This is a genomic window from Pseudoroseomonas sp. WGS1072, assembly GCF_049340465.1.
GTDB lineage: Bacteria > Pseudomonadota > Alphaproteobacteria > Acetobacterales > Acetobacteraceae > Pseudoroseomonas.
The window spans coordinates 1,500,601-1,525,468 of sequence record NZ_JBMPSU010000001.1 but is presented as its reverse complement, the minus strand read 5'-3'; the positions used below and the strand labels follow the sequence as shown (position 1 = coordinate 1,525,468).

Genomic DNA, 24,868 nt, shown 5'->3' with positions numbered 1-24,868 from the left:
CGCCCGCTTCCTTCCTTCGCCGCCGATCGCCCTGGTGCCATGACCGACGCCGCCACGCCTGCCCGCTACGACTTCGCCCGCGCCGAGCCGCGCTGGCAGCAAGAATGGGAGGCCCGCGCCTGCTTCGCGGTGCCGGACGTGCCCGATGCCGGGCGCGCGAAGTACTACGTGCTGGAGATGTTCCCCTACCCCTCCGGCAAGATCCATATGGGGCATGTGCGGAACTACACGCTGGGCGACGTGGTGGCGCGCTACAAGCGGGCGCGCGGCCATCAGGTGCTGCACCCGATGGGCTGGGACGCCTTCGGCCTGCCGGCGGAGAACGCGGCGCGCGAGCGCGGCGTGCATCCCGCCGCCTGGACCTACCAGAACATCGCCACCATGCGGGCCGAGCTGAAGCGCATGGGCCTGTCCATCGAGTGGGACCGCGAATTCGCCACCTGCGACCCGAGCTATTACGGCCAGCAGCAGAAGCTCTTCCTGGAGCTGCTGAAGGCCGGCCTCGCCGAGCGGAAGGAAAGCTGGGTCAACTGGGACCCGGTGGACAACACCGTGCTCGCCAACGAGCAGGTGATCGACGGGCGCGGCTGGCGCTCGGGCGCCCCGGTGGAGAAGAAGAAGCTCTCCCAGTGGTTCCTCTCCATCACCAGGTTCGCCCCCGAGCTGCTGGCCGGCCTGGACGGGCTGGACCGCTGGCCGGAGCGGGTGAAGCTGATGCAGTCCAACTGGATCGGCCGCTCCGAGGGCGCGCGGGTGCGCTTCGCGTTGGAGGCTCCCGTGGAGTCGCCCGTGGGCGGGCTGGACGAGGTCGAGGTCTTCACCACCCGGCCGGACACGCTGTTCGGCATGAGCTTCCTGGCCGTCGCCGCCGAGCACCCGCTCGCCGCCGCCGCCGCCGCGCGCGATCCGGCCATCGCCCGCTTCATCGCCGAGGTGCGCGCCCTCGGCACCTCCGAGGCCGCCATCGAGCAGGCCGAGAAGCGCGGCATCGACACCGGCTTCCGCGTCCGCCACCCGTTCAACGGCCAGAGCTACCCGGTCTGGATCGCCAATTTCGTGCTGATGGAATACGGCACGGGCGCCATCTTCGGCTGCCCCTCGGGCGACCAGCGCGACCTCGACTTCGCCCGCAAGTACGACCTGCCGGTGGTGCCGGTGGTGCTGCCGCCCGGCGAGGACGCCGCCGGCTTCGCCATCGGCGGCACCGCCTATGTCGAGGACGGGACGCTGATCAATTCCGGCTTCCTGGATGGCAAGTCCACCGCCGAGGGCAGGCGCGCCGCCATCGACGCGCTGGAGGCGCAGGGCGCCGGCCAGGGCGTGGTGAACTGGCGCCTGCGCGATTGGGGCGTCTCGCGCCAGCGCTACTGGGGCTGCCCGATCCCGGTGATCCATTGCGAGGCCTGCGGCGTCGTTCCGGTCCCGCAGGACCAGCTTCCGGTGACCCTGCCGGAGGATGTGGACTTCACCCTGCCCGGCAATCCGCTCGACAACCATCCGCGCTGGAAGCATGTCGCCTGCCCCGCCTGCGGCGCCGCGGCCCGGCGCGAGACCGACACCTTTGATACCTTCGTCGACAGCTCCTGGTACTTCGCCCGCTTCACCGCGCCGAAGGCGGAGACGCCGCTGGTGCCGGAGGCGGCGAACGGCTGGCTGCCGGTGGACCAGTATATCGGCGGCATCGAGCACGCGATCCTGCACCTGCTCTATTCCCGCTTCTTCACCCGCGCCCTGAACCAGGCCGGGCACCTCGCCATCTCCGAGCCCTTCGCCGGCCTCTTCACGCAGGGCATGGTCCAGCACGCCTCCTACAAGGCGCAGGACGGCCGCTGGCTGGCGCCGGACGAGGTGGAGGTCGCCGCCGATGGCAGCGCCACGGACAAGGCCACCGGCCTCGCCGTGACCGTCTCGCGCAACGACAAGATGTCGAAGTCGAAGCGCAACACCATCGACCCCGGCGCCATCATCGACAATTACGGCGCCGACACGGCGCGCTGGTTCATCCTCTCCGACAACCCGCCCGACCGGGACATGGAATGGACCGAGGCCGGTGTCTCCGGCGCCTCGCGCTTCACTCAGCGCCTGTGGCGGCTGGTGCAGGGCGCGGCGCCCAGCCTGCCTCCGCCGGGGCAGGAGCCCGGCCCCGGGGCCGCGCGCGACCTCCGCCGCGCCACGCACCGCACCATCGCCGCCGTGACCGAGGCGCTGGAAAGCTTCTCCTTCAACGTGGCCGTTGCCCGCATCCATGAATTCGCCAATGCCATCGAGGCGGCGGCGTCGGAGGATGGCGCCGCCCGGCGCGAGGCGCTGGAGGCGCTGGCCCGTCTGATCAGCCCGATGATGCCGCATCTGGCGGAGGAGCTGTGGTCCGTGCTGCGCCCCGGCACCGGCCTGGTGGCGGAGCTGCCCTGGCTCGAATCGGACGCCGAGCTCGCCCGGGCGGACAGCGTGACCCTCGCCGTTCAGGTGCTGGGCAAGCTGCGCGCCACCATCGCCGTGCCGGTGGGCGCCGACGAGGCCAGCGTCTTCGCCGCCGCGGAGGCGGACGAGAATGTCCAGCGCGCCATTGCCGGGCGCCCCATCAGGAAGCGCATCCATGTCCCGGGCCGCATCGTCAACTTCGTCGTCTGAGGCCATGGGCCTGACCGCCTCTCCGCGGCCGTCCAGGCGGCGCCTGATGGCGTTGGCGGCGGGTGGGGCGGTCACCCTGGCGGGCTGCGGCTTCCAGCCGCTCTACGGCCCCCAGGGCGCCACCAGCGCCGCCGGCGTGGCGGAGCCCGAGGTGCGCGAGGTGCTGGCCAGTACCGAGGTCGCGCTGATCCCCGAGCGCACCGGCCAGTTGCTGCGCCGCGCCCTGCTGGAACGCCTGGGCGGCGCGGGCACGGGCCACGGCGCCTATGAGCTGCGGGTGCAGCCGCAGCTCGGCATCGACTTCGAGGGCTTCCGGCGGGACGGCTCTCCCTCCCGCGTACGCAACACCATGACGGCGAGCTGGGCGCTGGTCTCCACCGGCACGCCGCCGGCGACGGTGCTGCAGGGGACCGAGCGCGCCTTCGACGCCTACAACATCCCGGACAACCAGTTCTTCGCCGGCGACTTCTCGCGCGACGCGACCTTCCAGCGGCTGATCGAGCAGGTGGCGGACGACATCATGGTGCGCCTGGCCGCCGGATTGCGGAACCGGCGCAGCACCTGAGGAGGGCGGCGGGTGGCGAAGCTCGACCCGCGCCGCCTGCCGGGCTTCCTGGCGGCGCCGGACCCGGCCTGCCGCGTCGTGCTGCTGCATGGCGAGGATGCCGGCCTGGTGCGCGAGCGCGCCGAGGCGCTGGTCGCGGCGGTGATCGGCCGGGACGATCCCTTCCGGCTCGCTGAGCTGCCGCGCGAGGCGGCCGCGCGGCCGGGTGTCCTGGCCGGCGAGATGGCCGCCCTGGCCCTGACCGGCGGGCGCCGGGTGGTTCGCGTGCGGGATGCCGTGGATGGCCTGGCGGGCGCGGTGAAGGAGGCCCTGGCCGGGCCGGGCGAGGCGCTTCTGGTGCTGGAGGCGGGGGAGCTGCCGGCCCGCGCCAAGCTGCGTGCCCTGCTGGAGCCCGCGCAGGGGGCGGCGGTGATTCCATGCTATCGCGAGCGCGGCGCCGAGCTGGCCGGCAGCATCGCCCGGCTGCTGCGGGAGGCCGGCGTCACCGCCGAGCCCGCGGCGCTGGACTGGCTGGCGGCACGGCTGGGCGAGGACCGCATGCTCCTGCGCCGGGAGGTCGAGAAGCTGGCGCTCTATGCCGGCCCCGGCGGGCAGCTGAACGAGGAGGATGTGCTGGCCTGCGCCGGCGAGGGATCGACGCTGGATCTGGACGAGGCGCTGATCGCCGCCACCGCGGGCGACATCCCGGCCGCCGACCGCGCGCTGGATGCCGCCTTCTCGGAAGGCGCCAGCCCGGTCATGGTGCTGCGCGCGGCGCTGCGGCATGTGCAGCGCCTGCATCTGGCCGCTCTCGCCATGTCTGCCGGACAGCCCGCTGGGCAGGCCATGGACGCCCTGCGGCCGCCGGTCTTCTTCCGGCTCAAGCCGGGTTTCGAGCGGGCGCTGCGGCTCTGGCCGCCGCATCAGCTGGCGGCGGCGGGGGATGCCCTGCTGGAGGCGGAGAAGCTCAGCAAGTCCGGCTCCGCCGCCCGCCCCATCCCCGATCGTGTCGTGGCGCAGACGGCGGTGCTGACCCTGGCCCGGCAGGCGCTGGCCCGGCAAAGGCGCGGCTGAGACCCGAACCGCTCAGCCCGGGTTGAGCAGGCGGATCAGGCCGTCCAGCTGGTCGAGGTCGCGGTAGTTGATGGTGATCCGCCCGCCCTTGCGGCCATGCTGGATCGCCACCTTGAGGCCCAGCCGCGCCGTCAGGTCGTGCTCCAGGGCCCGGGTCTCGGCCTGGGGGCTGACGGGGGCCGGAGCGGGCCTCGACCGCTCGGAAGCCGCCGCCAGCGCCTCGGTCTGCCGGACATTGAGGCCCCGGGTGATGACCAGCTCGGCGAGCTTCACCGGATCGGGCGCCGTCAGCAGGGCGCGGGCATGGCCGGCGGAGAGGCTGCCCCGCGCCAGCATCTCGCGGACCTTCTGCGGCAGAGCCAGCAGGCGCAGGGTATTGGCGACATGGCTGCGGCTCTTGCCGACCGCCTGGCCCAGCGCATCCTGCGTCAGGCCGAATTCCTCCGTGAGCCGCCGGTAGCCCTGGGCCTCTTCCAGGGCGTTCAGGTCCTCGCGCTGCAGGTTCTCCACCAGGGCCGCGGCCAGCGCTGCGCGGTCGTCCAGCTCGTGCACATAGACCGGAACCTCGTGCCGCTGCGCCAACTGCGCCGCGCGCCAGCGGCGTTCGCCGCCGATGATCTGGTAGCGCCCTGCCTGGCCGGGCTTGGGTCGGACCAGGATGGGCTGCAACACCCCGTGTTCCCGGATGGAGGCGGCCAGTTCCGCCAGGCCCGACTGGTCGATCGGGCCACGCGGCTGGAAGGGGCCGGGCTCCAGGGCCTCGATCGGCAGGGTGCGCGGCAGGGAAGGTGCCGCAACCTCCGGACCGGGAGCGGCCTCTCCGAGAAGGGCGGAGAGGCCCATGCCGAGACGGGCGGGCTTGCGGGCGGTCATGCGGCTTTGTCCCCACGCGAACGGTCACGGCGCAGCATCTCGGCGGCCAGCTTGATATAGGCCTGGGCGCCGGCGGATTTCGGGTCGTAGAGCAGGACCGGCAGGCCGTGCGAGGGCGCCTCGCTGACCCGGATGTTGCGGGGGATCACCGTCTCGAAGACCTTGTCGCGGAAGAAGGCGCGGACGTCGCTCGCCACCAGCTCCGAGAGGTTGTTCCGGCGGTCGAACATGGTCAGCACGATGCCGTCGAGAGTGAGGCCTGGGTTGAGGCCCCGCCGGACCAGCTCGATGGTGCGGGTGATCTGCGACACGCCTTCCAGCGCGAAGAACTCCGCCTGGAGCGGGATCAGCACCGCATCCACCGCGACCAGCGCGTTGACCGTCAGCAAGCCCAGGGAAGGCGGGCAGTCGATCAGGATGAGGTCGAAATCCTTCAGCGTCTCCGCCGCCGCCTCCAGCGCCAGCCGCAGCCGGTGCTCGCGATGCTCCATGCCGACCAGCTCGACCTCCGCCCCGGCCAGATCGGTATCGGCAGGGAGCACGAAGAGATCGGGCACGCGGGTGGGCCGCATCAGCTCGGCCAGGGGCTTGAGGCCCACCAGCAGGGCATAGCTCCCGGCGCCCCGTTCGGCGCGCGGCAGGCCCAGGCCGGTCGAGGCATTGCCCTGCGGGTCGAGGTCGATGACCAGGACCTTCTTCTTGGTCGCCAGGGCGGTGGCCAGATTGATGGCGGTGGTGGTCTTGCCCACCCCGCCCTTCTGGTTGGCGAGCGCGATACGGCGCAGAGGGGGCTTAGGCGCCGGCACGATGGATTCCAGACATGCGGAGAATGGTGGCCTTCGGATCGGTGTTGCTCATGAACCGCTCGACGGAGAATGTCCAGCCCGCCGCCTCGGCATCCGACAGCTCCTGATCGACCTGCCGCCCTTTCGGAAACAGGGCGACGCCCTCGGGCGCCAGGAGCGCGGCGGCCCAGGGCAGCAGCCGCTCCAGCGGCGCCAGGGCGCGGGCCGTCAATACGCCGACGGGCGGCAGGTCCAGGGTTTCGATCCGCACGGCATGCACCGTGACATGCGGAAGCCCCAACTCGGCGACGGCGGCCTGCAGGAAGGCCGCCTTGCGCCGGTCGGACTCCACCAGATGCACGGACCTCGCCACCGCCGCCGCCAGCACCAGACCCGGAAAGCCGCCGCCCGAACCGAGATCGGCGAGCGGCGTCAGGCCTTCCGGCAGGAGCGGCAGGAGTTGCAGGGAATCCTCGATATGACGCTGACGGATTTCCTCCGGCGCCTGCCGGGCCACGAGGTTGATCCGCGCGTTCCACCGCAGCAGCAGCACCAGCAGCGCGTCCAGGCGCTCCCGCGTTTCACGTGAAACCTGCGCCGCTCCGGGCAGAGGCCTCGCAAGGTCTTCAGCGGAGGACCGTTTCACGTGGAACGCTCCCGCCGCAGATGTGCCGCCAGTGCGGCCAGTGCCGCGGGGGTAACACCCGGAACCCGGCCCGCGCTCCCCAAAGTCGCCGGTTGCGCGGCCCCCAGCCGTTGCCGCATCTCGTTGGACAGGCCAGGGATGCGTCCGAAGTCGATGCCGCGTGGGATGGCGACCGCCTCTTCCCGCATCAGCAACCGCAGTTCCGCCTCCTGGCGCTGGAGATAGGGCGCGTAGAGCGCCTCCGCCTCCAACTGGGTTCCCACCCCTTCGGGAAGCTCCATGAGCCAGGGAAAGGCCTGGCGGATCATGGAGGGCTCGATCCCGGGAAGGGCCAGAAGATCCATCACGCTGCGCCAGCGGCCATCCTGATTCACCTCGAGGCCCTGGCGCCGCAGGGCGGCCGGAGAACCCCCTTCCAGGCGGGCCCGTTCCAAGGCCTCCGCCACGGCCTTGGCAAAAGCCCGGAAGCGGCCGGCCCGTTCGGGGCCGACGACGCCCCAGGCGATCCCCTTCTCCGTCAGGCGCAGGCCCGCATTGTCGGCCCGCAGCGTCAGCCGATGCTCCGCACGGGCCGTCAGCATGCGATAGGGCTCGCTGACGCCCTGCAGCACCAGATCGTCCACCATGACGCCGAGATAAGATTCGGTACGCTGAAGCAACAATTCTTCCGCGCCCCCGCCAGCCTGATGCGCGGCGTTGAGACCGGCCAGGAGCCCCTGGGCGGCCGCCTCCTCGTACCCGGTCGTGCCATTGATCTGCCCGGCCAGGAACAGGCCGGGCACGTCCCGGACCTCGAGGCTGGGTCGCAGGGCCCGCGGATCGACATGGTCATATTCGATGGCATAGCCCGGGCGCAGGATGACGGCCCGCTCGAGACCCGGGATGGTGGCCAGGAAGGCGCACTGGACATCCTCCGGCAGGCTGGTGGAAATGCCGTTCGGATAGATGGTGTGGTCGTCCAGACCCTCCGGCTCGAGGAAGATCTGGTGCCGCTCCCGCTCGGCGAAGCGCACGATCTTGTCCTCGATCGACGGGCAGTAGCGGGGGCCCACGCCCTGGATCTGGCCGGAATGGACCGGGGCCCGGTGCAGGTTGGCGCGGATCAGCGCGTGGCCCTCGGGTGTCGTCGTGGTGACGGCGCAATCGACCTGCGGATTGTCGATCCGTCCCGTCATCCAGGACAGGGGTTCCGGCACGGCGTCCCCGGGCTGCTTCTCCAACCCCGACCAATCGATGCTACGGCCGTCCAGCCGGGGCGGCGTTCCGGTCTTCAGCCGCCGCATCGGCAGATGCAGGGCCTCCAGGGCCAGGGCCAGGCCAAGGGAGGGCGCGTCGCCGACCCTCCCGGCCGGCTGCCGCCGCGTCCCGATATGGATCTCCCCGCGCAGAAAGGTGCCGGCGGTGATCACCAGGGCGCCGCAGGCGATGCGCTCGCCGGCCTCCGTCACCACGGCGGCGATCCGCCCCGACGCATCCCTCTCGATCCCTTCCGCCGCGCCGGCGCGGATGGTCAGGCCCGCCTGCGCCTCAAGCAGCGCGCGGATGGCCTGGCGGTAGAGACGGCGGTCGGCCTGGGCCCGCGGCCCTCGCACGGCTGGGCCCTTGCTGCGGTTGAGCAGCTTGAAATGGATGCCGGCGGCATCCGCGGCGCGGCCGATCAGGCCATCCAGAGCATCCACCTCCCGCACCAGATGCCCCTTCCCCACGCCGCCGACGGCCGGGTTGCAGGACATCTCGCCCAGGGTCTCCAGCCGATGGGTCAGCAGCAGGGTGCGCGCGCCATATCGGGCCGCCGCCGCCGCCGCCTCGGTGCCGGCGTGACCGCCGCCCACCACCACCACGTCGAAATCCGTCTTGCGCATAGGCCGGGGTATAGACCGGCTCGCCCTACTTTCCGATGCAGAAATCCCCGAACACCACGTCGAGCACCGCCTCCACCCCCACCCGGCCCGTCAGCCGCCCAAGGGCCCGCAGCGCCGCCCTCAGGGCCTCGGCGGTCAGTTCCGGCATGGGCGCGGCGGCCGCTTCGTCCAGCCAGGACACCGCCTCGTCCAGCGCGGCGCGATGGCGCGGCCGTGTCAGGCTGGCTTCATCGGTCAAGCCGGCCCGCTCGGCGGCCAGCTGGTCGAGCCGCCGCCGGAACTCCTCCAGCCCGGTGCCGTCCCGCACCGAGATGGCCAAGGGCTGCCGGCCGCCGGGCAGCCTGGCGGGGGGCGCGAGATCGACCTTGCTGGCCACGACCAGCGTCGCCTCATCGAGCAGGGCGAGGGTCGCGGCATCGGGTGGCTGGTCGGCGGCGAAGAGCGCGATGCGGAGATCCGCCTCGTCGGCGCGACGACGGGCGCGGCGGACCCCTTCGGCCTCGATCTCGTCCGGCGTCTCGCGCAGGCCCGCCGTATCCGCCAGCCAGACCGGCACGCCGCCCAGCTCGAGCCGCACCTCGACGATGTCGCGTGTCGTGCCGGCGCGGGCGGAGACGATGGCCGCCTCCCGCCCTGCCAGGGCGTTCAGCAGGGAGGACTTCCCGGCATTCGGGGCCCCCAGGATGACGACCCAGAGGCCCTCCCGCAGCCGCTCTCCCCGCCCGCCCTCGGCCAGATGCCCTTGCATCTCCGCGGCCAGGACCATGGCGGAGGAGCGCACCTCGGCCTCGAGATCATTCGGCAGGCCATCCTCGGCGAATTCGATCGCGGCCTCCTGATGGGCCAGAAGCCGCGTCAGCCGCGCGCTCCAGCCCTCGTAGCGCCGGGCCAGGGCACCGCCGGCCTGGCGCAGGGCCTGCCGCCGCTGCGCCGCCGTCTCGGCCGCGATCAGGTCGGCGATGCCTTCGGCGGCGGTGAGGTCCATGCGACCGCTCAGGAAGGCCCGGCGGGTGAACTCCCCGGCTTCGGCCGGGCGAAGGCCGAGGCCGAGCAGGGCCTCGCTCACCCCCTCCAGCACCGCGCGGCCGCCATGCAGATGCAGCTCGGCCGCATCCTCACCCGTATAGCTCGCGGGGCCGGGGAACCAGAGCACCAGCGCCTGATCCAACAGCTCCCCGCCCTCCGGATGGCGCAGGTGGCGCAGGCTGGCCTGCCTCGGCGCCGGAAGCCCACCCGCCAGGCGGCGCAGCGCGGGCCCGCTGCCGGCTCCGGAGAGACGGAGCACCGAGATGGCGGCGCGGCTGCCGCCGGAGGCCAAAGCGAAGATGGTGTCTGTCATCCCGACACCCTGTGCGGCGGCCATGGAGGACGTTCCACGTGAAACAGGAGGTGCCGCTAGGTCTTGGCGACCACGTCGTGCTCGGTCAGCATCAACCGGCGCACGCGGCCGCCCTCTTGCAGATGCGTCTGCAGGATCTCGTCGATATCCTCCCGCGTCTGCGCGCGATACCAGATCCCTTCGGGATAGATCACCATCACCGGCCCGAACTCGCAGCGGTCCAGGCAGCCGGCCTGATTGACCCGGATCGCGGGAATGCCAAGCTCCTTGGCGCGGGCCTTCATATAGTCCTTCAGCTTCTCGCTGCCGCCGGCGGCGCAGGAGCCGCGCCGGTGGCCGTCCGGGCGGCGGTTGCAGCAGACGAAGACATGCGCCTGGAAATAGGGCGGCGGATCGGCGGGTTGTGTCACGATATTCTTCCGGAAAGGGGCAGATCCCGAGAGGCGAAGGCTGGCCGTCCCTCGCCGTTCAGGCAGGGCGTGGCCGAGGGGTCAGATGTGGCACCCCCCTTCCCGCGCCGCAATGTCATGGCTCTTGACGCTGGCGACGGAGCGTGTCGAATCCTCGCAGATGCCCCAGCTTTCCTTCCTGACCCCCCTTGGCCCGTTGACCCTGTCCGAGGAGGAGGGGGCGATCGTGGCGCTCGACTGGGGCCGCGGCCGCGACCAGCAGGAGACCGATCTGCTGCGGACCGCGCGCGATCAGCTCCAGGCCTATTTCGACGGCGAGCGCAACCGGTTCGACCTGCCGCTGGCCCCGTTCGGAACCGCCTTCCAGCAGCGGGTCTGGGCCGCCCTGCAGGCGATCCCGCCGGGCGAGACCCGCAGCTACGGCGAGCTGGCCCGCGAGCTCGGCTCCGTCGCCCGCGCGGTGGGCCAGGCCAATGGGCGGAACCCGATCCCGATCATCATCCCGTGCCACCGCGTCGTCGGTGGCGGCGGCGCCCTCGGTGGCTATTCGGGGGGCGAAGGCGTCACCACGAAGCGCTATCTTCTCGATCTCGAACGCCGCAGCCTCCGGCAGCAAGGAACCCTTCTATGATCCACGCCATCCGCATCCACGAACATGGCGGCCCGGAGAAGATGATCTGGGAAGAGGTGCCGCTGCCGGCGCCGAAGCCGGATGAGGCGCTGGTGCGGCACAGCGCCATCGGGCTGAACTATATCGACGTGTATTTCCGCACCGGCCTCTACAAGCTGCCCTCCCTGCCCGCGACCCTGGGCATGGAGGCCGCCGGCGTCGTGGAGGCCGTGGGCAGCGAGGTGACGGAGGTCGCGGTGGGCGACCGCGTCGCCTATGCCATGGCCCCGATCGGCGCCTATGCCCAGGCCCGCACGGTGAAGGCCGACCGGCTGGTGAAGCTCCCGGACGGCATCGACGACCGCACCGCCGCGGGCATGATGCTGCAGGGCATGACGGCCCAGTACCTGCTGCGCCGGACCTTCCCGGTGAAGGCGGGCCAGACCATCCTGGTGCATGCCGCCGCCGGCGGTGTGGGGCTGATCATGTGCCAGTGGGCGAAGCAGCTCGGCTGCACCGTGATCGGCACCGTCTCCACCGAGGAGAAGGCCGCCCTGGCCCTGGCGCATGGCGCCGACCATGTCCTGCTCTCCGGCCGGGACGACCTGCCGTCGCGGGTCAAGGAGATCACCCAGGGCGCCATGCTGCCGGTGGTCTATGACAGCGTCGGCAAGGACACCTTCGCCGCCTCGCTCGACTGCTTGGCGCCGCTCGGCATGATGGTCTCCTACGGCAATGCCTCCGGGGCGGTGCCGCCGGTCGATATCGGCATCCTGGCCGCGAAGGGGTCGCTCTTCCTGACCCGCCCGACGCTGGCCACCTACACCGCCCGGCACGACGACCTGGTGGCGACCGCCAACGACCTGTTCTCGGTCGTGCTGTCCGGCGCGGTGAAGATCGAGGTCAACCAGACCTATGCGCTGAAGGATGCCGCCGAGGCCCACCGGGCGCTGGAGGCCCGCAGGACCACCGGCAGCACCATCTTCCTGCCCTGAGCCTCCCTGCCTCCGGGGCGATCGACTCCGGCCGCTATCCGGCGCGCAGGAAGTAGCGGTAGCGATAGACCTCGCGAAAGCCCAAGGCTTCATAGAGGTTCATGGCGGCCGCATTGGTGGCGGAGACCTGGAGCCAGCCGGTCACGGCGCCCCGGCTCTGCCCCCAGTCGGCGGCGGCGGCCAGGAGGCGTCGGCCGAGGCCACGGCGGCGGAAGGCCGGATCGGTGGCGATGTCGAAGAAGCCCAGCAGCGGACCATCCGCCGCCACCTGCCCGCTGGCCGCCGGCCGTCCCTCGATGCGGAGCAGCAGCCAGGCCGCCGGCACCATCATCATCGCGGCGGCCTCCTGCTTCTCCGCGCGGCGCTGTGGCGTCTGGTACTCGGCGGTGGCGAGGATGGCGAGCCAGTCCGGGTCCGGCGCGGGCAGGATCTCGAGCGCGGCATCGGGCGCCGCGAAGCCCTCCAGCGGGCCCGCCATGACCGCCGTCTCGCTGTCCGGCCGGTAGCCCCGCCGCAGCAGCGCCGCTTCCAGGCCGGGCGGATCGAGCGGCGTCGAGCGGAAGCGGGCCGGCAGGCCGAGCCGGGCATAGGCCGCCTCGATGCGCGGCAGGCGGGTCTCCAGGGCCGGGTCGGGCGCGGGGTCGAGCGCGCTCACCGCATTGGCGCGGCCGGTGCCGCCCAGGAAGCCACGCAGCAGGAAGGGGCCGTCGAAGGCCGTGCGCGCCGCCGGCACCGCCGTGTGCGAGGCCCGCTCCAGGGTGGCGATCCATTCCAGGTCCATGGAAGCTCTCCATCGCGCGGCCGGCCCAGCTTACGCCGCCGGTCAGGGAGGAAAAGCCCCGCGCGAGGGTGAGCAGGCCGCGCCCATACAGAAAGGGCGGTCTCCTTCCGGGGGCCGCCCTGTCGCTGTCAGGTGTTCATCGCGTCGAAGAAGTCCTGGTTGGTCTTGCTGTATTTCAGCTTGTCCAACAGGAATTCCATCGAGTCCTGCGTGCCCATCGGGTTCAGGATGCGGCGCAGCACCCACATCTTGGTCAGGGTCGCGCGGTCGATCAGCACCTCCTCGCGGCGGGTGCCGGACTTGGTGATGTCGATCGCCGGGAAGACGCGCTTGTCCGAGAGCTTGCGGTCGAGGATCAGCTCGGAGTTGCCGGTGCCCTTGAACTCCTCGAAGATCACCTCGTCCATGCGGCTGCCGGTGTCGATCAGGGCGGTCGCGATGATGGTGAGGCTGCCGCCTTCCTCGATGTTGCGGGCGGCGCCGAAGAAGCGCTTCGGCCGCTGCAGGGCGTTGGCGTCCACGCCGCCGGTCAGCACCTTGCCGGAGGACGGCACGACCGAGTTGTAGGCGCGGCCGAGGCGGGTGATGGAGTCGAGCAGGATGACGACATCCCGCTTGTGCTCGACCAGGCGCTTCGCCTTCTCCAGCACCATCTCGGTGACCTGGACGTGGCGGGTCGCCGGCTCGTCGAAGGTGGAGGCCACGACCTCGCCGCGCACGGTGCGGGCCATGTCGGTGACTTCCTCCGGCCGCTCGTCGATCAGCAGCACCAGCAGGAAGACCTCGGGGTGGTTGGCCGAGATCGACTTGGCGATGTTCTGCAGCATCACGGTCTTGCCGGTGCGCGGCGGCGCCACCACCAGGGCGCGCTGCCCCATGCCGATCGGCGCCACCAGGTCGATGACGCGGGGCGTGTAGTCCTTCTGCTGCCCCTTGGCGACGCTCTCGAAGTTGGGGTTCTCCATCTTCAGCTGGCGCGTCGGATAGAGCGGCGTCAGGTTGTCGAAGTTGATGCGGTGCCGCAGCGCCTCAGGCGGCTCGAAATTGACGGTGTTGACCTTGAGCAGCGCGAAGTAGCGCTCGCCGTCCTTGGGCGCCCGGATCTGCCCCTCCACCGTGTCGCCCGTGCGCAGGCCGAAGCGGCGCACCTGGGCGGGGGAGACGTAGATGTCGTCGGGGCCGGGCAGGTAGTTCGACTGCGGGCTGCGCAGGAAGCCGAAGCCATCCGGCAGGATCTCCAGCGTCCCGTCGCCATGGATCGCCTGGTCGTTCTCCGCCAGCTGCTTCAGGATCGCGAACATCATGTCCTGCTTGCGCAGGATGGAGGCGTTCTCGATCTGCAGGGATTCGGCGAAGGCCAGCAGGTCCGAGGGACTCTTGGCCTTGAGTTCAGAAAGATGCATGGGTCGGACGCATTCCGTTCCGGCGGGAGCAGCGGGACACTTCCGAAGGGCGGCGGCAAGGCCTGCCTGCGAGCCGGTGCCGCGTGTGGCGCGGCCGGCATGTCCCGAATAAGGAGGAGGGAGTCACGGTGTCAGATCGGGCTGGTGGCCTGATATGGCGCCATTGACGGGAAGCGTGGGGAGGCTAAGGGCGCCGGGGGCTTCGCGTCAATGGGGGAAATGGCGGTTTCCCCCTCGCTTTCAAGGTTTTCCGCAGGATTTCTGCGCCCTCAGAACGGCTTCACGATGACCATGACGACGATCAGGATCAGCAGCACCGTCGGCACCTCGTTCACCGCCCGCCAGTAGCGCTCGCTGTGCCGCCGCCGATCGGCGGCGAAGTCCTTGCGGGCGTAGCCCAGGTGGTGGTGGAACAGCGTCATGCCGAGCAGGCCGGCGAGCTTGCCGTGCCACCAGCCCGCGCCCCAGTCCACCACGCCCGGCGTCAGCACCAGGGTCAGGCCGAAGATCCAGGCGGCGATCATGGCGGGGTTCATGATGCCGCGCAGCAGCCGCCGCTCCATCACCTGGAACAACGCGCTCTGCTCCGAGCCCGGCGCCGCGGCGGTGTGGTAGACATAGAGGCGCGGCAGGTAGAACAGCCCCGCCATCCAGGCGAAGACCGAGATCAGGTGCAGGGCCTTGGTCCAGGGATACCATTCCGCCAGGATGCCGAGATCCATCCGCTCATCCCTCCCCGCTCAGCCGAGGCCCAGCAGTCCGGGCAGATCCGCCATCCGGGCGAAGGGCTCCGCCCCCTCGGCCGCCAGCGGCCCCGGCGGCAGCTCGCCGGCATGCGCCAGGACGCGGCATCCGGCGGCCCGGCCGGCGCGGATGCCCGGGATGCTGTCCTCCACCACCACGCAGTCGCGCGGATCGGCGCCGCAGGCCCGCGCGGCCGCCTGATAGATGTCGGGGTGGGGCTTCGGCCGGGCCACATCCTCGAAGGAGAAGACCCGGCCGCCGAAGACGCCGGCGATGCCGAGCCGGTCCAGCTTGGCCGCCAGCTCGGCGCGGGAGGAGTTCGAGGCGCAGGCCACCGGCCAGGCGGCGGCGATGCGCGCCAGCGCCTCCAGCGCGCCGGGAACCGGGACGACATCGCGCGCCATGCGCTCCGTCAGGAGGTGGGACATCCGTGCCGGCCAGTCCGCCGGCAGGGGGCCGAACTCCGCCTCGATGACCGGCTTCATGTCCGGCACCGCGCGGCCGAGGAAGATCGCCCGGCACCGCGCCGGATCGACCCGCCAGCCGCGCCCGGCGAGATCCTCCGCCACCACCAGCGCGGCCAGCGCCTCGCTGTCGGCCAGGACACCGTCGCAGTCGAAGAGGATGGCGGCGGGACGAGGGGTCATTCAGGCGGTCTCCAGGGTGGCGCGGGCGCGGGCATGCGGGCAGTCGCCGTGGACCTTGGGGCATTGCCGGGCGCCGGCGAAGGAGCAGAGCGCGCGCTGGCCGTCGCGCACCCGCCGCACCAGCCCGGCCAGGGCGGCGATGAAGCCGGGGTCGCTGTTCTGCGCCGGGACGCGGAAATAGCCCGGCAGCCCCAACTTGTGGGCCAGCTCCCGGTACTCCACGTCAAGCTCGACCAGGGTCTCGGAATGCTCGGAGACGAAGGCGATCGGGCTGACCAGCACCGCGGCCCCGTCCCGCGCCGCCGCCTCCAGCGCCTGCTCCAGCGAGGGGCCGATCCATTTCTGCGGCGTGACCCGGGACTGGTAGCAGATGCCGTGCTCCAGGGGGGGCGCCCCCGCGGACCGCTCCAGCGCCGCCGTCACCGCGGCCACCGTCCGCTCCACCTGCCACTGATAGGGGTCACCGTGCCGGACGATGCTCTCCGGCAGGCCATGGGCGGAGAACAGCAGGCGCAGCCGCGCCCCCGCCGGCAGGGCCGCCCGCGCCGCCGCCTCGGCCTCGCGGATCAGGGCCGCGGTGGCGGCGGCGAAGGCCGGGTCGGAGTGCCAGCAGCAGAGGGTCCGGCCGGGCAGCTCCAGCCCGACCCGCTCGCAGGCCGCCCGCCAGTCGTCGAGGGAGGAACCGGTGGTGGTGGTGGAATACTGCGGATAGAGCGGCAGCAGCACCGCCTCCTCCGCGCCCCAGGCCTTCACCTGCCGCGCCGCCTCCTCGGCGAAGGGGTGCCAGTAGCGCATGGCGACGAAGCAGCGCGCCTCGATCTCGGGCGCCAGCGCGGCCGCCAGCGCCTCGCCCTGGGCCTCGGTCAGCTCCCGCAAGGGCGAACGGCCGCCCAGGATGGCGTAGTTCTCGCTGGCCGCCCGGGTGCGCCGCGCGGCGATCAGGCGGCCGAGCCAGGGGCGGATGAAGGCCGGCACGCGCAGGATGGCGGGATCGGTGAAGAGGTTCTCCAGGAAGGGCCGAACCGCCGCCGGGCCGTCCGGGCCGCCGAGGTTGAAGAGGATGACGGCGACGCGCGGGCGGGAGGGTGCGGACATGCTTGGCAGATGCCACGGAAACCGCCCGGGTCAAGGGGCGGCCCAAGGGGTGGCGGGCATTCCCGCCCCCCGGAGGCGCGGCGCGGCTTGTGACGGAGGCTCGGCTTCCTTAGGTGAAGGCATGAACGACCCTTGTGGGCACCGCCATGACTGAAAAGAATGATTCCGTGATGAACGACCAGACCCCGCCGGCGGAAACGCCGGCCGACGCCACCCAGCCCACCCCCGAGCAGCCCGCCGACGCCATGGCCCGGATCGCCGAGCTGGAGAGCGAGCTGGCGCAGACCAAGGACCGCTGGCTGCGCTCCGAGGCGGAGATGCAGAACCTCCGCGCCCGCACCAAGCGCGAGGTGGAGGATGCCCGCGCCTATGCAGTGCAGCGCTTCGCCCGCGACGTGGTGGAGGCGGCCGAGAACCTGCGCCGCGGCCTGGATTCCCTGCCCCCCCCGGCCGAGGGCGAGCCGGAGTTGCTGGCCAAGCTGCGCGGCGGCTTCGAGGGGGTCGAGCGCGCCTTCATCGGCATCCTCGAGCGCAACGGGGTGACCAAGCAGGACGCCGCCGGCAAGCCCTTCGATCCCGAGATGCACCAGGCGATGGCGCAGCAGCAGCCGCCGCCCGGCGTGGCCCCCGGCACCGTGCTGCAGGCCTGGACGCCGGCCTGGCTGCTGAACGGGCGCCTGCTCAAGCCCGCCATGGTGGTGGTGGCCGGCGAGGGCGTGTCCGAAACCGCCTGATGACCCCAACCGCCTGATGACCCGGGTTCGCCCCGTCGCGCCGCAGGACTGGGCGTCGCTCCTGGCCCTCAACAACCGCCATGTGCCGGCGGTGAACGCGCTGGAGCCGGCGGCGCTGTCCCGTCTGCTGGAGGCCGCGCTGCTGGCGCTGGCGGCGGGGCCGGTCGGAGCGCCCACGGGCCTGCTGATCCTGCTCGGCCCGGCGGGGCCGGCGGAGGGACCCAACCACGCCTGGGTCCGCGAGCACCATCCCGAGGCGGCCTATATCGACCGCGTGGTGGTCTCCGCCACCGCCCGGGGCCAGGGTCTCGGGCGGCGGTTCTACGCCGCGGCGGCCGGGGCGGCGGCACAGGCGGGATTCGCGGCGCTGGGCTGCGAGGTCAATCTCGACCCGCCCAATCCGGAGAGCCTCGCCTTCCACCACCGCCTCGGCTTCCGCCCCGTGGGCGAGGCCACCGATCCGCGCAACGGCAAGCGGGTGGTCTATCTCCTGTCTCCCGCGGACCCCGCCCCGGACGGGACATTGGACGGCACATTTCTTGCGCGCTGCGGCAATGCCCCTTGTCCGGTGGCGCCGGGCTGAATACATCGCACTCACAACCGCCCGGTTCGGGCGGCAACCCCTTTTTCCTCGCCTGAAGAGCATATGGGGATGGGCGCGGCGCCAAGCCTGGGCCGCCCCCATCCGCCGCAAAGGAGACCTCGGATGAGCAAAGTCATCGGCATCGATCTGGGCACCACGAATTCCTGCGTCGCCATCATGGAAGGCGGCGATGTGAAGGTGCTCGAGAACGCCGAGGGCGCGCGGACCACCCCCTCGATGGTGGCTTTCGCCAAGAACGGCGAGCGGCTGGTCGGCCAGGCCGCGAAGCGCCAGGCGGTGACCAACCCGACCGACACCCTCTACGCCGTCAAGCGCCTGATCGGCCGCCGCTTCGAGGACGCGACGGTCAAGAAGGACATCGATCTCGTCCCCTACAAGATCGTGCGCGCCGAGAATGGCGACGCCTGGGTCGAGGCGGCGGGCCAGAAGATGGCGCCGCAGCAGATCAGCGCCTATGTCCTCGGCAAGATGAAGGACACCGCCGAGGCCTATCTCGGCGAGAAGGTGACGCAGGCCGTCATCACCGTCCCCGCCTACTTCAACGACAGCCAGCGCCAGGCGACCAAGGAGGCCGGGCAGATCGCCGGGCTCGAGGTGCTGCGCATCATCAACGAGCCGACGGCGGCCGCCCTGGCCTATGGCCTGGACAAGAAGACCACCGGCACCATCGCGGTCTATGACCTCGGCGGCGGCACCTTCGACGTCTCCGTGCTCGAGATCGGCGACGGCGTCTTCGAGGTGAAGTCCACCAACGGCGACACTTTCCTGGGCGGCGAGGACTTCGACCAGCGGGTGATCGACTACCTGGCCGACGAGTTCAAGAAGGAGAACGGCATCGATCTGCGCGGCGACAAGCTCGCCCTGCAGCGCCTCAAGGAGGCCGCCGAGAAGGCGAAGATCGAGCTGTCCTCGGCCAAGCAGACCGAGATCAACCTGCCCTTCATCACCGCCGACGCCTCGGGCCCGAAGCACCTGGTGCTGCAGCTCACCCGCGCCAAGCTGGAGGCGCTGGTCGATGACCTCGTGCAGCGGACGCTGGAGCCCTGCAAGAAGGCCCTGAAGGATGCCGGCATGAATGCCGGCGAGATCGACGAGGTGATCCTGGTCGGCGGCATGACCCGCATGCCCAAGGTCGTCGAGGCGGTGAAGACCTTCTTCGGCAAGGAGCCGGCCCGCAACGTCAACCCGGATGAGGTCGTCGCCATCGGCGCCGCGATCCAGGGCGGCGTGCTGAAGGGCGAGGTGAAGGACGTCCTGCTGCTCGACGTGACGCCGCTGTCGCTCGGCATCGAGACGCTGGGCGGCGTGTTCACCCGGCTGATCGACCGCAACACGACGATCCCGACCAAGAAGAGCCAGACCTTCTCCACCGCCGACGACAACCAGACCGCGGTCACCATCAAGGTGTTCCAGGGCGAGCGCGAGATGGCGGCGGACAACAAGCTGCTGGGCAACTTCGACCTGCAGGGCATCCCGCCCGCGCCGCGCGGCGTGCCGCAGATCGAGGTGACCTTCGACATCGACGCCAACGGCATCGTCTCGGTCTCGGCCAAGGACAAGGCCACCGGCAAGGAGCAGCAGATCAAGATCCAGGCCAAGTCCGGCCTGTCGGATGCCGATATCGAGCGGATGGTGAAGGAGGCCGAGGCCAATGCTGAGGCCGACAAGAAGCGCCGCGAGGCGGTGGAGGCGCGCAACCAGCTGGATGCGCTGATCCACACCACCGAGAAGACGCTGAAGGACAATGCCGCCAAGGTCCCCGAGGCGGAGAAGGCCGAGGCCGAGGCCGCCCTGGCCGCGGCGCGCAGCGCCAAGGAGGGCGAGGACGCCGAGGCCATCCGCAGCGCCACCGAGCGCCTCTCCGCCGCCGCGATGAAGGTGGGCGAGGCGGTCTACAAGTCCGGCCCCGCCGAGGGCGAGGCCCAGGCCGCGCAGGGGGCCGCGCAGGGTGCGGCCGAGGGCGAGCCGAAGGCGGGCGAGAAGGTGGTCGATGCCGAGTTCGAGGATGTCGACCCGGGCAAGAAGAAGCCCGAGTGACCGGCCTCCCGCCGCGCTGACCCGACAGGCGCCCGGCCCAAAAGCCGGGCGCATCCTCGTTCCGGAGCTTGGGGGACAGGCCAAGGATGGCCAAGAAGGACTATTACGACACCCTGGGCGCGTCCCGGGATGCCAGCGACGAGGACCTGAAGAAGGCCTATCGCAAGCTGGCCATGAAGTATCACCCGGACCGCAATCCGGGCGACAGGAAGGCCGAGGCCGCGTTCAAGGACGTGAACGAGGCCTATGAGGTCCTGAAGGACCCGGAGAAGCGCGCCGCCTATGACCGCTACGGCCACGCCGCCTTCGAGGGCGGCATGGGCGGCGGGGCCGGCGGGCCCTTCGGCGGCGGCGGCGGACCTTTCGGCGCCGGCGGCTTCGAGGACATCTTCGCCGAGATGTTCGGCCAGTTCGGCGCCCGGTCCGGGCGGGGCGCCGGCGCGACCGGCCGTGGCGCCGATCTGCGCACCCAGGCGGACATCACGCTGGAGGAGGCCTTCGCGGGGGCCAAGAAGACCATCCGCGTCACCACCAGCGTGCAGTGCGAGGCCTGCGATGGCAGCGGCGCCGAGGGCAAGGGCGGCGGCGGCGGCCAGCAGACCTGCCCGACCTGCGGCGGCGCCGGCAAGGTGCGCGCCCAGCAGGGCTTCTTCCTGATCGAGCGGAGCTGCCCGACCTGCGGCGGCACTGGACGCATCATCAAGAACCCCTGCAAGGTCTGCCAGGGCGCGGGCCGCGTGCAGCGCGAGCGCAGCCTGAACGTCACCATCCCGCCCGGCGTGGAGGATGGCACCCGCATCCGCCTCTCCGGCGAGGGAGAGGCCGGACTCCGGGGCGCGCCGGCGGGCGATCTCTATGTCGATGTCGCGGTGCGGCCGCACCCGCTGTTCCAGCGGGATGGCGCCAGCATCTTCGTCCGCGTGCCGCTGCGCATGACGCAGGCGGCGCTGGGCGGGGCCGTGGAGGTGCCGACCATCGATGGCGGCCGCACGCGCGTCACCATTCCCTCCGGCACCCAGACGGGCGACCAGTTCCGCCTCCGCGGCAAGGGCTTCTCCGTGCTGCGCTCGGCGGCGCGGGGCGACATGTACGTGCAGGTGGCTGTGGAGACGCCGCAGAACCTCACCCCCCGCCAGCGCGAGTTGCTGGAGCAGTTCGAGGGCGAGACCGGGGAGGACGGCAACAGCAGCCCGGAAAGCGAGGGCTTCTTCGCCAAGGTGAAGGAGTTCTGGGAGGGGCTCGGCCGCTAGGCCGCCCCAGGCTTCCCTTTCGCGCGCCGGCGCGGCAGAGAAAGGCCCGGGAGAGGCATCCTCTCCCGGGCCTTCCGTCCTTCGGCTTCCTTCGTCCTGCTGGGATCGCGCCACATGACCCTCCGCATCGGCATCGCCGGCCTGTCCGGCCGCATGGGCAAGCTGCTTTCCGAGGAGGTGGCCGCCGCCGGCGCCACCCTGGCGGGCGGCATCGGCCGCGATGGTGACGCCGCGGCCCTCTTCGCGGCCAGCGATGTGGTGATCGACTTCACCATCGCCGCCGCCGCCGAGCGGCATGCCGCCCTGGCGGCCGCGCAGGGCAGGCCGCTGATCCTGGGCTCCTCCGGCCTCTCGGCGGCGCAGGAGGCGGCGGTGGCGGCCGCGGCGGAGCGGGTGCCGGTGGTCTATGCGGCGAACTTCGCCCCGGGCGCCAATGTCCTCTTCGCCCTGGCCGAGCGCATGGGCGCCGCCCTGCCGCCGGCGCAGTACGATGCCGAGATCGTCGAGATGCACCACCGGCAGAAGGTGGACGCCCCCTCGGGCACCGCCATCGAGATGGGCCGGGCGGTGGCCCGCGGCCGCGGCGCGACGCTTGAGGAGGTCGGCATGGAGAGCGGGCGGGATGGCCACACCGGGCCGCGCGCCACCGGCCCGATCGGCTTCTCCGCCCTGCGCGGGGGGCAGGTGGTGGGCGAGCACACCCTGCTTTTCGCCGGGGCCAGCGAGCACATCGCCCTCACCCACCGCTCCTTCGACCGCCGCGTCTATGCCACCGGCGCGGTGCAGGCGGCGCACTGGGTGGTGCGGCAGCCGCCCGGCCTCTACGGCATGCGGCAGGTGCTGGGAATGGGCTGAGCCGGCTCAGCCGTTCAGCAGGGCGTCGATATCCTCCTGGCTGAGCACGGCCGCCTTCTCGGGCGCGGCGCCGTTCAGCAGGGCATCGATGGCCTCCTGGCCCAGATCCGGGGTCAGGGCCGCCTCGGTGCTGACCGTCCGGTACGGCGTGCCGATTCGCATCGGCCGGGGCAGGGCCTCGCCGCTCGCCTGCGTCACGCCGGGGACGATCTGTTCCAGCATGGTCTCCACCTGCTGCAGGTGCTGGATGGCGCGGCGGATGCGCTGGCCGGTGATGTCCTGGAAGCTGCAGGCCTCGAAGATCGAGTTCACCCGGGCCGAGAGCGCCTCGATCGAGGCCTGGTCCTTCTGGCCGCCGGCGATCCAGGCCTGGATCGCCTCCGTCGCCTCCATGATGGTGTTGGCGGCCGCCTCGGTGGCCTGCACCACCGCTTCCAGTTCCAGCCCGCTGTTGCGCGTGCTGGCGACCGGGATGGCGACCAGCTGGGCGATCTGCTCATGCACCTGGCTCAGCTGCCGGGACAGCTTCTCCTCCGCCATGTCCGCCATGTCGGAGGTGGCGCTGAGCTCGGCGCTGAGCTCGGCGATGCGGCGGTCGACGAAGCCGCGCAGATCCTTCAGCAGGGGGGCCACCTCGGCCTGAACGGCGGCGCGGAGCGCGGCTTCGGATCCGGCGCCGGCATCGGGAAGGCGGGCCTCTGCGGTCATGGTCGGCTCCAGGCGGGACAGATCGGCGCGAGCCTAGGGCGGGACCGGTGAAGGCTTCCTTGCCATGCGCGCCGCATGGCCGCCCTGCGCCCGGCGCCCTCGCCTCGCCTTCTCTTCGCTTGACCCCCTGTGCCGCGCTTGCGAAACAGCCCCCCGCCCGGAACCCCCGGGGGACTGCCAGGCCGGGGCGAACCGGTCGCCGCCGCGACAAGAGGACGAATGAGGCCATGCGCGACAAGGGCGAATATCTGTTCACCTCGGAATCCGTCTCCGAGGGCCATCCCGACAAGGTGGCCGACCGCATCAGCGACACCGTGCTGGACGCCTTCCTGGAGGCCGATCCCTATGCCCGCGTCGCCTGCGAGACGCTGGTCACCACCAACCGCATCATCCTGGCCGGCGAGACCCGCGGCCCGGCGAGCGTGACGCCCGAGCTGCTGATGCATCTGGCGCGCATGGCGGTGCACGACATCGGCTACGACCAGGAAGGCTTCTCCTGGAAGAACGCCGAGATCGCCTGCCATCTGCATGCCCAGTCGGCGCATATCGCCCAGGGCGTGGACGCCGCCGGCAACAAGGACGAGGGCGCCGGCGACCAGGGCATCATGTTCGGCTATGCCTGCACCGAGACGCCCGACCTCATGCCGGCGCCGCTCTACTACGCCCATCTGGTCCTGCGCCGCATCAGCGAGCTGCGCCGCAACAAGGACAAGCTGGTGGCCGGCCTGCTGCCCGACGCCAAGTCCCAGGTGACGCTGCGCTACGTGGACGGCAAGCCGGTCGGCGTCTCCTCCGTCGTCGTCTCCACCCAGCACGAGGAGGGGATGACGCAGGAGCAGGTGCGCGAGCTGGTGCGCCCGATCGTGGTCAGCAGCCTGCCCGACGGCTGGAGCGTGCCCGAGGACGAGTTCTACGTGAACCCGACCGGCACCTTCGTCATCGGCGGCCCGGACGGCGACTGCGGCCTGACCGGGCGCAAGATCATCGTCGACACCTACGGCGGCGCGGCGCCGCATGGCGGCGGCGCCTTCTCGGGCAAGGACCCGACCAAGGTGGACCGCTCGGCGGCCTATGCCTGCCGCTACCTGGCCAAGAACGTGGTCGCCGCCGGCCTGGCCGAGAAGTGCACCATCCAGGTCTCCTACGCCATCGGCGTCTCGAAGCCGCTCTCGGTCTATTTCGACCTGCACGGCACCGGCCGCGACGTGGATGAGACCAAGCTGGCCCGCGTGGTGAACGAGATGGTCAACCTCTCGCCCCGCGGCATCCGCGAGCATCTCCACCTGAACCGCCCGATCTACGCGCCGACCAGCGCCTACGGCCATTTCGGCCGCGCGCCGGATGCCGAGAAGGGCACCTTCACCTGGGAGAAGACCGACCTCGCCGCCGAGCTGAAGCGCGCCTTCGGCCGGTGACGCGGCGGCCCCGGCGCGCTTCGGCGCCGCCGGGGCCGGCCTTCCCGCGACGACGGGAGGGGCCAGGGGGAATTTCCAGGGGGGGTTTCCCTCTCCCCTGCCCCTCCTTTTCATTTGGTTTGACCGATGACCGAGACCCCCGCCGTCCCCGATCGCCTCTACGGCCGCCGCCGGGGCCATCCGCTGCGCGCCCGGCAGCAGGCCCTGCTGGAGACGACCCTGCCGCGCCTCGCCCTCGACCCGCTGGACCCGCTGGGCAGCTTTCCCGGACGGCCGGAGGAGCTCTGGCTGGAGGTGGGCTTCGGCGGCGGCGAGCACGCCCTGGCGCAGATCGCGGCGCATCCGCGCGCCGGGCTGATCGCCGCCGAGGTCTTCGAGAACGGCATCTGTTCGCTGCTCGGCCGGCTGGTGCCCGAGGGCGGCGAGGCGACGGCCCCGCTGCCGCCCAACCTGCGCCTCTGGACCGAGGATGCGCGCCGCCTCCTGCGCGCCTTGCCCGAGGGCAGCCTCTCGCGCCTGTTCCTGATGTTCCCCGACCCCTGGCCCAAGGCGCGCCACGCCAAGCGGCGCTTCGTGCATCCGGCTATTCTGCCGGTGCTCGGCCGCGCCATCCGGCCCGGCGGCGAATGGCGCATCGCCACCGACGACCCGACCTACCAGGACTGGGTGCGCGAGGTGATGGGCGCGCAGGACGTCTTCGAGCCGGTCTCGCTGGCCGAGTCGCGCCCCGAGGGCTGGCCCGGCACGCGTTACGAGGCCAAGGCGCTGCGCGAGGGGCGCCGGCCGCTGTACTGGATCTGGCGCCGCCGCGGCTGAGCCGATTCGT

24 protein-coding genes are annotated in these 24,868 nt (G+C 71.6%); 12 read left to right on the top strand and 12 right to left on the bottom strand.

Annotated features, from left to right (window positions below; translation table 11 throughout):
- Nucleotides 1–39 precede the first annotated feature (39 nt).
- The 3 genes from leuS to holA are packed head-to-tail and all read left to right on the top strand — an operon-like array spanning nucleotide 40 to nucleotide 4,249.
- On the top strand, nucleotides 40–2,631 hold the full coding sequence (gene leuS, locus ACF3NH_RS07305; protein ID WP_422922380.1) for a leucine--tRNA ligase: 2,592 nt from the start codon (nucleotides 40–42) through the stop codon (nucleotides 2,629–2,631).
- A gap of 46 nt (nucleotides 2,632–2,677) precedes the next feature.
- Nucleotides 2,678–3,196 (top strand): LPS assembly lipoprotein LptE, encoded by a 519-nt coding sequence (gene lptE, locus ACF3NH_RS07300; protein ID WP_422922379.1) that lies wholly within the window; start codon nucleotides 2,678–2,680, stop codon nucleotides 3,194–3,196.
- 12 nt (nucleotides 3,197–3,208) lie between these two features.
- A complete protein-coding gene (gene holA, locus ACF3NH_RS07295) occupies nucleotides 3,209–4,249 on the top strand; it encodes a DNA polymerase III subunit delta (RefSeq protein ID WP_198366966.1) in 1,041 nt (346 codons plus the stop codon).
- 12 nt (nucleotides 4,250–4,261) lie between these two features.
- On the opposite strand, the gene ACF3NH_RS07290 is transcribed toward holA, so the two are convergent.
- From ACF3NH_RS07290 to ACF3NH_RS07265, 6 genes are read right to left on the bottom strand one after another with little or no spacing between them, the layout of a single operon-like run.
- Nucleotides 4,262–5,122, bottom strand: coding sequence for a ParB/RepB/Spo0J family partition protein (locus ACF3NH_RS07290; protein ID WP_198366967.1), 861 nt, complete (start codon nucleotides 5,120–5,122; stop codon nucleotides 4,262–4,264).
- On the bottom strand, nucleotides 5,119–5,928 hold the full coding sequence (locus tag ACF3NH_RS07285) for a ParA family protein (RefSeq protein WP_198366968.1): 810 nt from the start codon (nucleotides 5,926–5,928) through the stop codon (nucleotides 5,119–5,121). The genes ACF3NH_RS07290 and ACF3NH_RS07285 overlap by 4 nt, the downstream gene beginning before the upstream one ends.
- Nucleotides 5,915–6,553 carry a 16S rRNA (guanine(527)-N(7))-methyltransferase RsmG gene (gene rsmG, locus ACF3NH_RS07280; protein WP_422922378.1) on the bottom strand — a complete coding sequence of 213 codons (639 nt, stop codon included), beginning with the start codon at nucleotides 6,551–6,553 and terminating at the stop codon, nucleotides 5,915–5,917. Before rsmG ends, ACF3NH_RS07285 begins: the two co-directional genes overlap by 14 nt.
- Nucleotides 6,550–8,415 (bottom strand): tRNA uridine-5-carboxymethylaminomethyl(34) synthesis enzyme MnmG, encoded by a 1,866-nt coding sequence (gene mnmG / locus ACF3NH_RS07275; protein ID WP_422922377.1) that lies wholly within the window; start codon nucleotides 8,413–8,415, stop codon nucleotides 6,550–6,552. The genes rsmG and mnmG overlap by 4 nt, the downstream gene beginning before the upstream one ends.
- A 25-nt stretch (nucleotides 8,416–8,440) precedes the next feature.
- Entirely contained in the window at nucleotides 8,441–9,754 is a 1,314-nt protein-coding gene (mnmE, locus tag ACF3NH_RS07270; protein ID WP_422922376.1) for a tRNA uridine-5-carboxymethylaminomethyl(34) synthesis GTPase MnmE, read from the bottom strand.
- Nucleotides 9,755–9,810: 56 nt separating this feature from the next.
- Nucleotides 9,811–10,164, bottom strand: coding sequence for a (2Fe-2S) ferredoxin domain-containing protein (locus tag ACF3NH_RS07265; protein ID WP_422922375.1), 354 nt, complete (start codon nucleotides 10,162–10,164; stop codon nucleotides 9,811–9,813).
- Between the two features lie 160 nt (nucleotides 10,165–10,324).
- Between ACF3NH_RS07265 and ACF3NH_RS07260 the strand changes: the two genes are divergently transcribed.
- Together ACF3NH_RS07260 and ACF3NH_RS07255 are read left to right on the top strand one after the other, a co-directional pair.
- Entirely contained in the window at nucleotides 10,325–10,795 is a 471-nt protein-coding gene (locus ACF3NH_RS07260; RefSeq protein ID WP_422922374.1) for a methylated-DNA--[protein]-cysteine S-methyltransferase, read from the top strand.
- Entirely contained in the window at nucleotides 10,792–11,769 is a 978-nt protein-coding gene (locus tag ACF3NH_RS07255; protein ID WP_198366974.1) for a quinone oxidoreductase family protein, read from the top strand. Before ACF3NH_RS07260 ends, ACF3NH_RS07255 begins: the two co-directional genes overlap by 4 nt.
- A 34-nt stretch (nucleotides 11,770–11,803) precedes the next feature.
- Here ACF3NH_RS07255 and ACF3NH_RS07250 read toward each other — a convergent pair whose 3' ends face one another.
- The 5 genes from ACF3NH_RS07250 to hemH form a co-directional block, all read right to left on the bottom strand.
- Complete coding sequence (locus ACF3NH_RS07250; protein WP_422922373.1) at nucleotides 11,804–12,550, bottom strand: GNAT family N-acetyltransferase; 747 nt, start codon at nucleotides 12,548–12,550, stop codon at nucleotides 11,804–11,806.
- 128 nt (nucleotides 12,551–12,678) lie between these two features.
- Nucleotides 12,679–13,953 (bottom strand): transcription termination factor Rho, encoded by a 1,275-nt coding sequence (rho, locus tag ACF3NH_RS07245; protein WP_198366976.1) that lies wholly within the window; start codon nucleotides 13,951–13,953, stop codon nucleotides 12,679–12,681.
- A gap of 269 nt (nucleotides 13,954–14,222) precedes the next feature.
- Nucleotides 14,223–14,675 (bottom strand): protoporphyrinogen oxidase HemJ, encoded by a 453-nt coding sequence (gene hemJ / locus ACF3NH_RS07240; RefSeq protein ID WP_198366977.1) that lies wholly within the window; start codon nucleotides 14,673–14,675, stop codon nucleotides 14,223–14,225.
- 18 nt (nucleotides 14,676–14,693) lie between these two features.
- The gene (locus ACF3NH_RS07235; protein WP_198366978.1) at nucleotides 14,694–15,344 is read right to left on the bottom strand and encodes an HAD family hydrolase; all 651 of its coding nucleotides are present in this window, start codon (nucleotides 15,342–15,344) and stop codon (nucleotides 14,694–14,696) included.
- Entirely contained in the window at nucleotides 15,345–16,439 is a 1,095-nt protein-coding gene (gene hemH / locus ACF3NH_RS07230; protein WP_422922372.1) for a ferrochelatase, read from the bottom strand.
- Between the two features lie 146 nt (nucleotides 16,440–16,585).
- Between hemH and ACF3NH_RS07225 the strand changes: the two genes are divergently transcribed.
- From ACF3NH_RS07225 to dapB, 5 genes are all read left to right on the top strand, one after another.
- Nucleotides 16,586–17,173, top strand: a complete 588-nt coding sequence (locus tag ACF3NH_RS07225) for a nucleotide exchange factor GrpE (protein ID WP_422922371.1) — start codon at nucleotides 16,586–16,588, stop codon at nucleotides 17,171–17,173.
- Between the two features lie 16 nt (nucleotides 17,174–17,189).
- Nucleotides 17,190–17,756: a GNAT family N-acetyltransferase gene (locus tag ACF3NH_RS07220; protein WP_422922370.1), complete on the top strand. Its 567-nt coding sequence runs from the start codon at nucleotides 17,190–17,192 to the stop codon at nucleotides 17,754–17,756.
- Between the two features lie 123 nt (nucleotides 17,757–17,879).
- On the top strand, nucleotides 17,880–19,814 hold the full coding sequence (gene dnaK / locus ACF3NH_RS07215) for a molecular chaperone DnaK (RefSeq protein ID WP_422922369.1): 1,935 nt from the start codon (nucleotides 17,880–17,882) through the stop codon (nucleotides 19,812–19,814).
- Nucleotides 19,815–19,900: 86 nt separating this feature from the next.
- Entirely contained in the window at nucleotides 19,901–21,064 is a 1,164-nt protein-coding gene (gene dnaJ / locus ACF3NH_RS07210; RefSeq protein ID WP_198366983.1) for a molecular chaperone DnaJ, read from the top strand.
- A 114-nt stretch (nucleotides 21,065–21,178) separates the two neighbouring features.
- On the top strand, nucleotides 21,179–21,919 hold the full coding sequence (gene dapB / locus ACF3NH_RS07205; RefSeq protein ID WP_198366984.1) for a 4-hydroxy-tetrahydrodipicolinate reductase: 741 nt from the start codon (nucleotides 21,179–21,181) through the stop codon (nucleotides 21,917–21,919).
- Between the two features lie 6 nt (nucleotides 21,920–21,925).
- Here dapB and ACF3NH_RS07200 read toward each other — a convergent pair whose 3' ends face one another.
- Nucleotides 21,926–22,627 carry a hypothetical protein gene (locus tag ACF3NH_RS07200; RefSeq protein WP_422922368.1) on the bottom strand — a complete coding sequence of 234 codons (702 nt, stop codon included), beginning with the start codon at nucleotides 22,625–22,627 and terminating at the stop codon, nucleotides 21,926–21,928.
- 227 nt (nucleotides 22,628–22,854) lie between these two features.
- Between ACF3NH_RS07200 and metK the strand changes: the two genes are divergently transcribed.
- Together metK and trmB are read left to right on the top strand one after the other, a co-directional pair.
- The gene (gene metK / locus ACF3NH_RS07195; protein ID WP_198366986.1) at nucleotides 22,855–24,042 is read left to right on the top strand and encodes a methionine adenosyltransferase; all 1,188 of its coding nucleotides are present in this window, start codon (nucleotides 22,855–22,857) and stop codon (nucleotides 24,040–24,042) included.
- Between the two features lie 126 nt (nucleotides 24,043–24,168).
- Nucleotides 24,169–24,858, top strand: coding sequence for a tRNA (guanine(46)-N(7))-methyltransferase TrmB (trmB, locus tag ACF3NH_RS07190; protein ID WP_198366987.1), 690 nt, complete (start codon nucleotides 24,169–24,171; stop codon nucleotides 24,856–24,858).
- Nucleotides 24,859–24,868: the final 10 nt, after the last annotated feature.

What these genes read in the sequence shown, in the direction of transcription:
- dnaJ (WP_198366983.1), top strand. Translation starts at nt 19,901, where the DNA reads ATGGCCAAGAAGGACTATTACGACACCCTGGGCGCGTCCCGGGATGCC.
- mnmE (WP_422922376.1), bottom strand. Translation starts at nt 9,754, where the DNA reads ATGACAGACACCATCTTCGCTTTGGCCTCCGGCGGCAGCCGCGCCGCC.
- ACF3NH_RS07225 (WP_422922371.1), top strand. Translation starts at nt 16,586, where the DNA reads ATGACTGAAAAGAATGATTCCGTGATGAACGACCAGACCCCGCCGGCG.
- mnmG (WP_422922377.1), bottom strand. Translation starts at nt 8,415, where the DNA reads ATGCGCAAGACGGATTTCGACGTGGTGGTGGTGGGCGGCGGTCACGCC.
- ACF3NH_RS07260 (WP_422922374.1), top strand. Translation starts at nt 10,325, where the DNA reads ATGCCCCAGCTTTCCTTCCTGACCCCCCTTGGCCCGTTGACCCTGTCC.
- lptE (WP_422922379.1), top strand. Translation starts at nt 2,678, where the DNA reads ATGGCGTTGGCGGCGGGTGGGGCGGTCACCCTGGCGGGCTGCGGCTTC.
- ACF3NH_RS07220 (WP_422922370.1), top strand. Translation starts at nt 17,190, where the DNA reads ATGACCCGGGTTCGCCCCGTCGCGCCGCAGGACTGGGCGTCGCTCCTG.
- rho (WP_198366976.1), bottom strand. Translation starts at nt 13,953, where the DNA reads ATGCATCTTTCTGAACTCAAGGCCAAGAGTCCCTCGGACCTGCTGGCC.
- dapB (WP_198366984.1), top strand. Translation starts at nt 21,179, where the DNA reads ATGACCCTCCGCATCGGCATCGCCGGCCTGTCCGGCCGCATGGGCAAG.
- trmB (WP_198366987.1), top strand. Translation starts at nt 24,169, where the DNA reads ATGACCGAGACCCCCGCCGTCCCCGATCGCCTCTACGGCCGCCGCCGG.
- ACF3NH_RS07235 (WP_198366978.1), bottom strand. Translation starts at nt 15,344, where the DNA reads ATGACCCCTCGTCCCGCCGCCATCCTCTTCGACTGCGACGGTGTCCTG.
- ACF3NH_RS07255 (WP_198366974.1), top strand. Translation starts at nt 10,792, where the DNA reads ATGATCCACGCCATCCGCATCCACGAACATGGCGGCCCGGAGAAGATG.
- hemJ (WP_198366977.1), bottom strand. Translation starts at nt 14,675, where the DNA reads ATGGATCTCGGCATCCTGGCGGAATGGTATCCCTGGACCAAGGCCCTG.
- leuS (WP_422922380.1), top strand. Translation starts at nt 40, where the DNA reads ATGACCGACGCCGCCACGCCTGCCCGCTACGACTTCGCCCGCGCCGAG.
- ACF3NH_RS07200 (WP_422922368.1), bottom strand. Translation starts at nt 22,627, where the DNA reads ATGACCGCAGAGGCCCGCCTTCCCGATGCCGGCGCCGGATCCGAAGCC.
- hemH (WP_422922372.1), bottom strand. Translation starts at nt 16,439, where the DNA reads ATGTCCGCACCCTCCCGCCCGCGCGTCGCCGTCATCCTCTTCAACCTC.
- ACF3NH_RS07290 (WP_198366967.1), bottom strand. Translation starts at nt 5,122, where the DNA reads ATGACCGCCCGCAAGCCCGCCCGTCTCGGCATGGGCCTCTCCGCCCTT.
- dnaK (WP_422922369.1), top strand. Translation starts at nt 17,880, where the DNA reads ATGAGCAAAGTCATCGGCATCGATCTGGGCACCACGAATTCCTGCGTC.
- ACF3NH_RS07250 (WP_422922373.1), bottom strand. Translation starts at nt 12,550, where the DNA reads ATGGACCTGGAATGGATCGCCACCCTGGAGCGGGCCTCGCACACGGCG.
- metK (WP_198366986.1), top strand. Translation starts at nt 22,855, where the DNA reads ATGCGCGACAAGGGCGAATATCTGTTCACCTCGGAATCCGTCTCCGAG.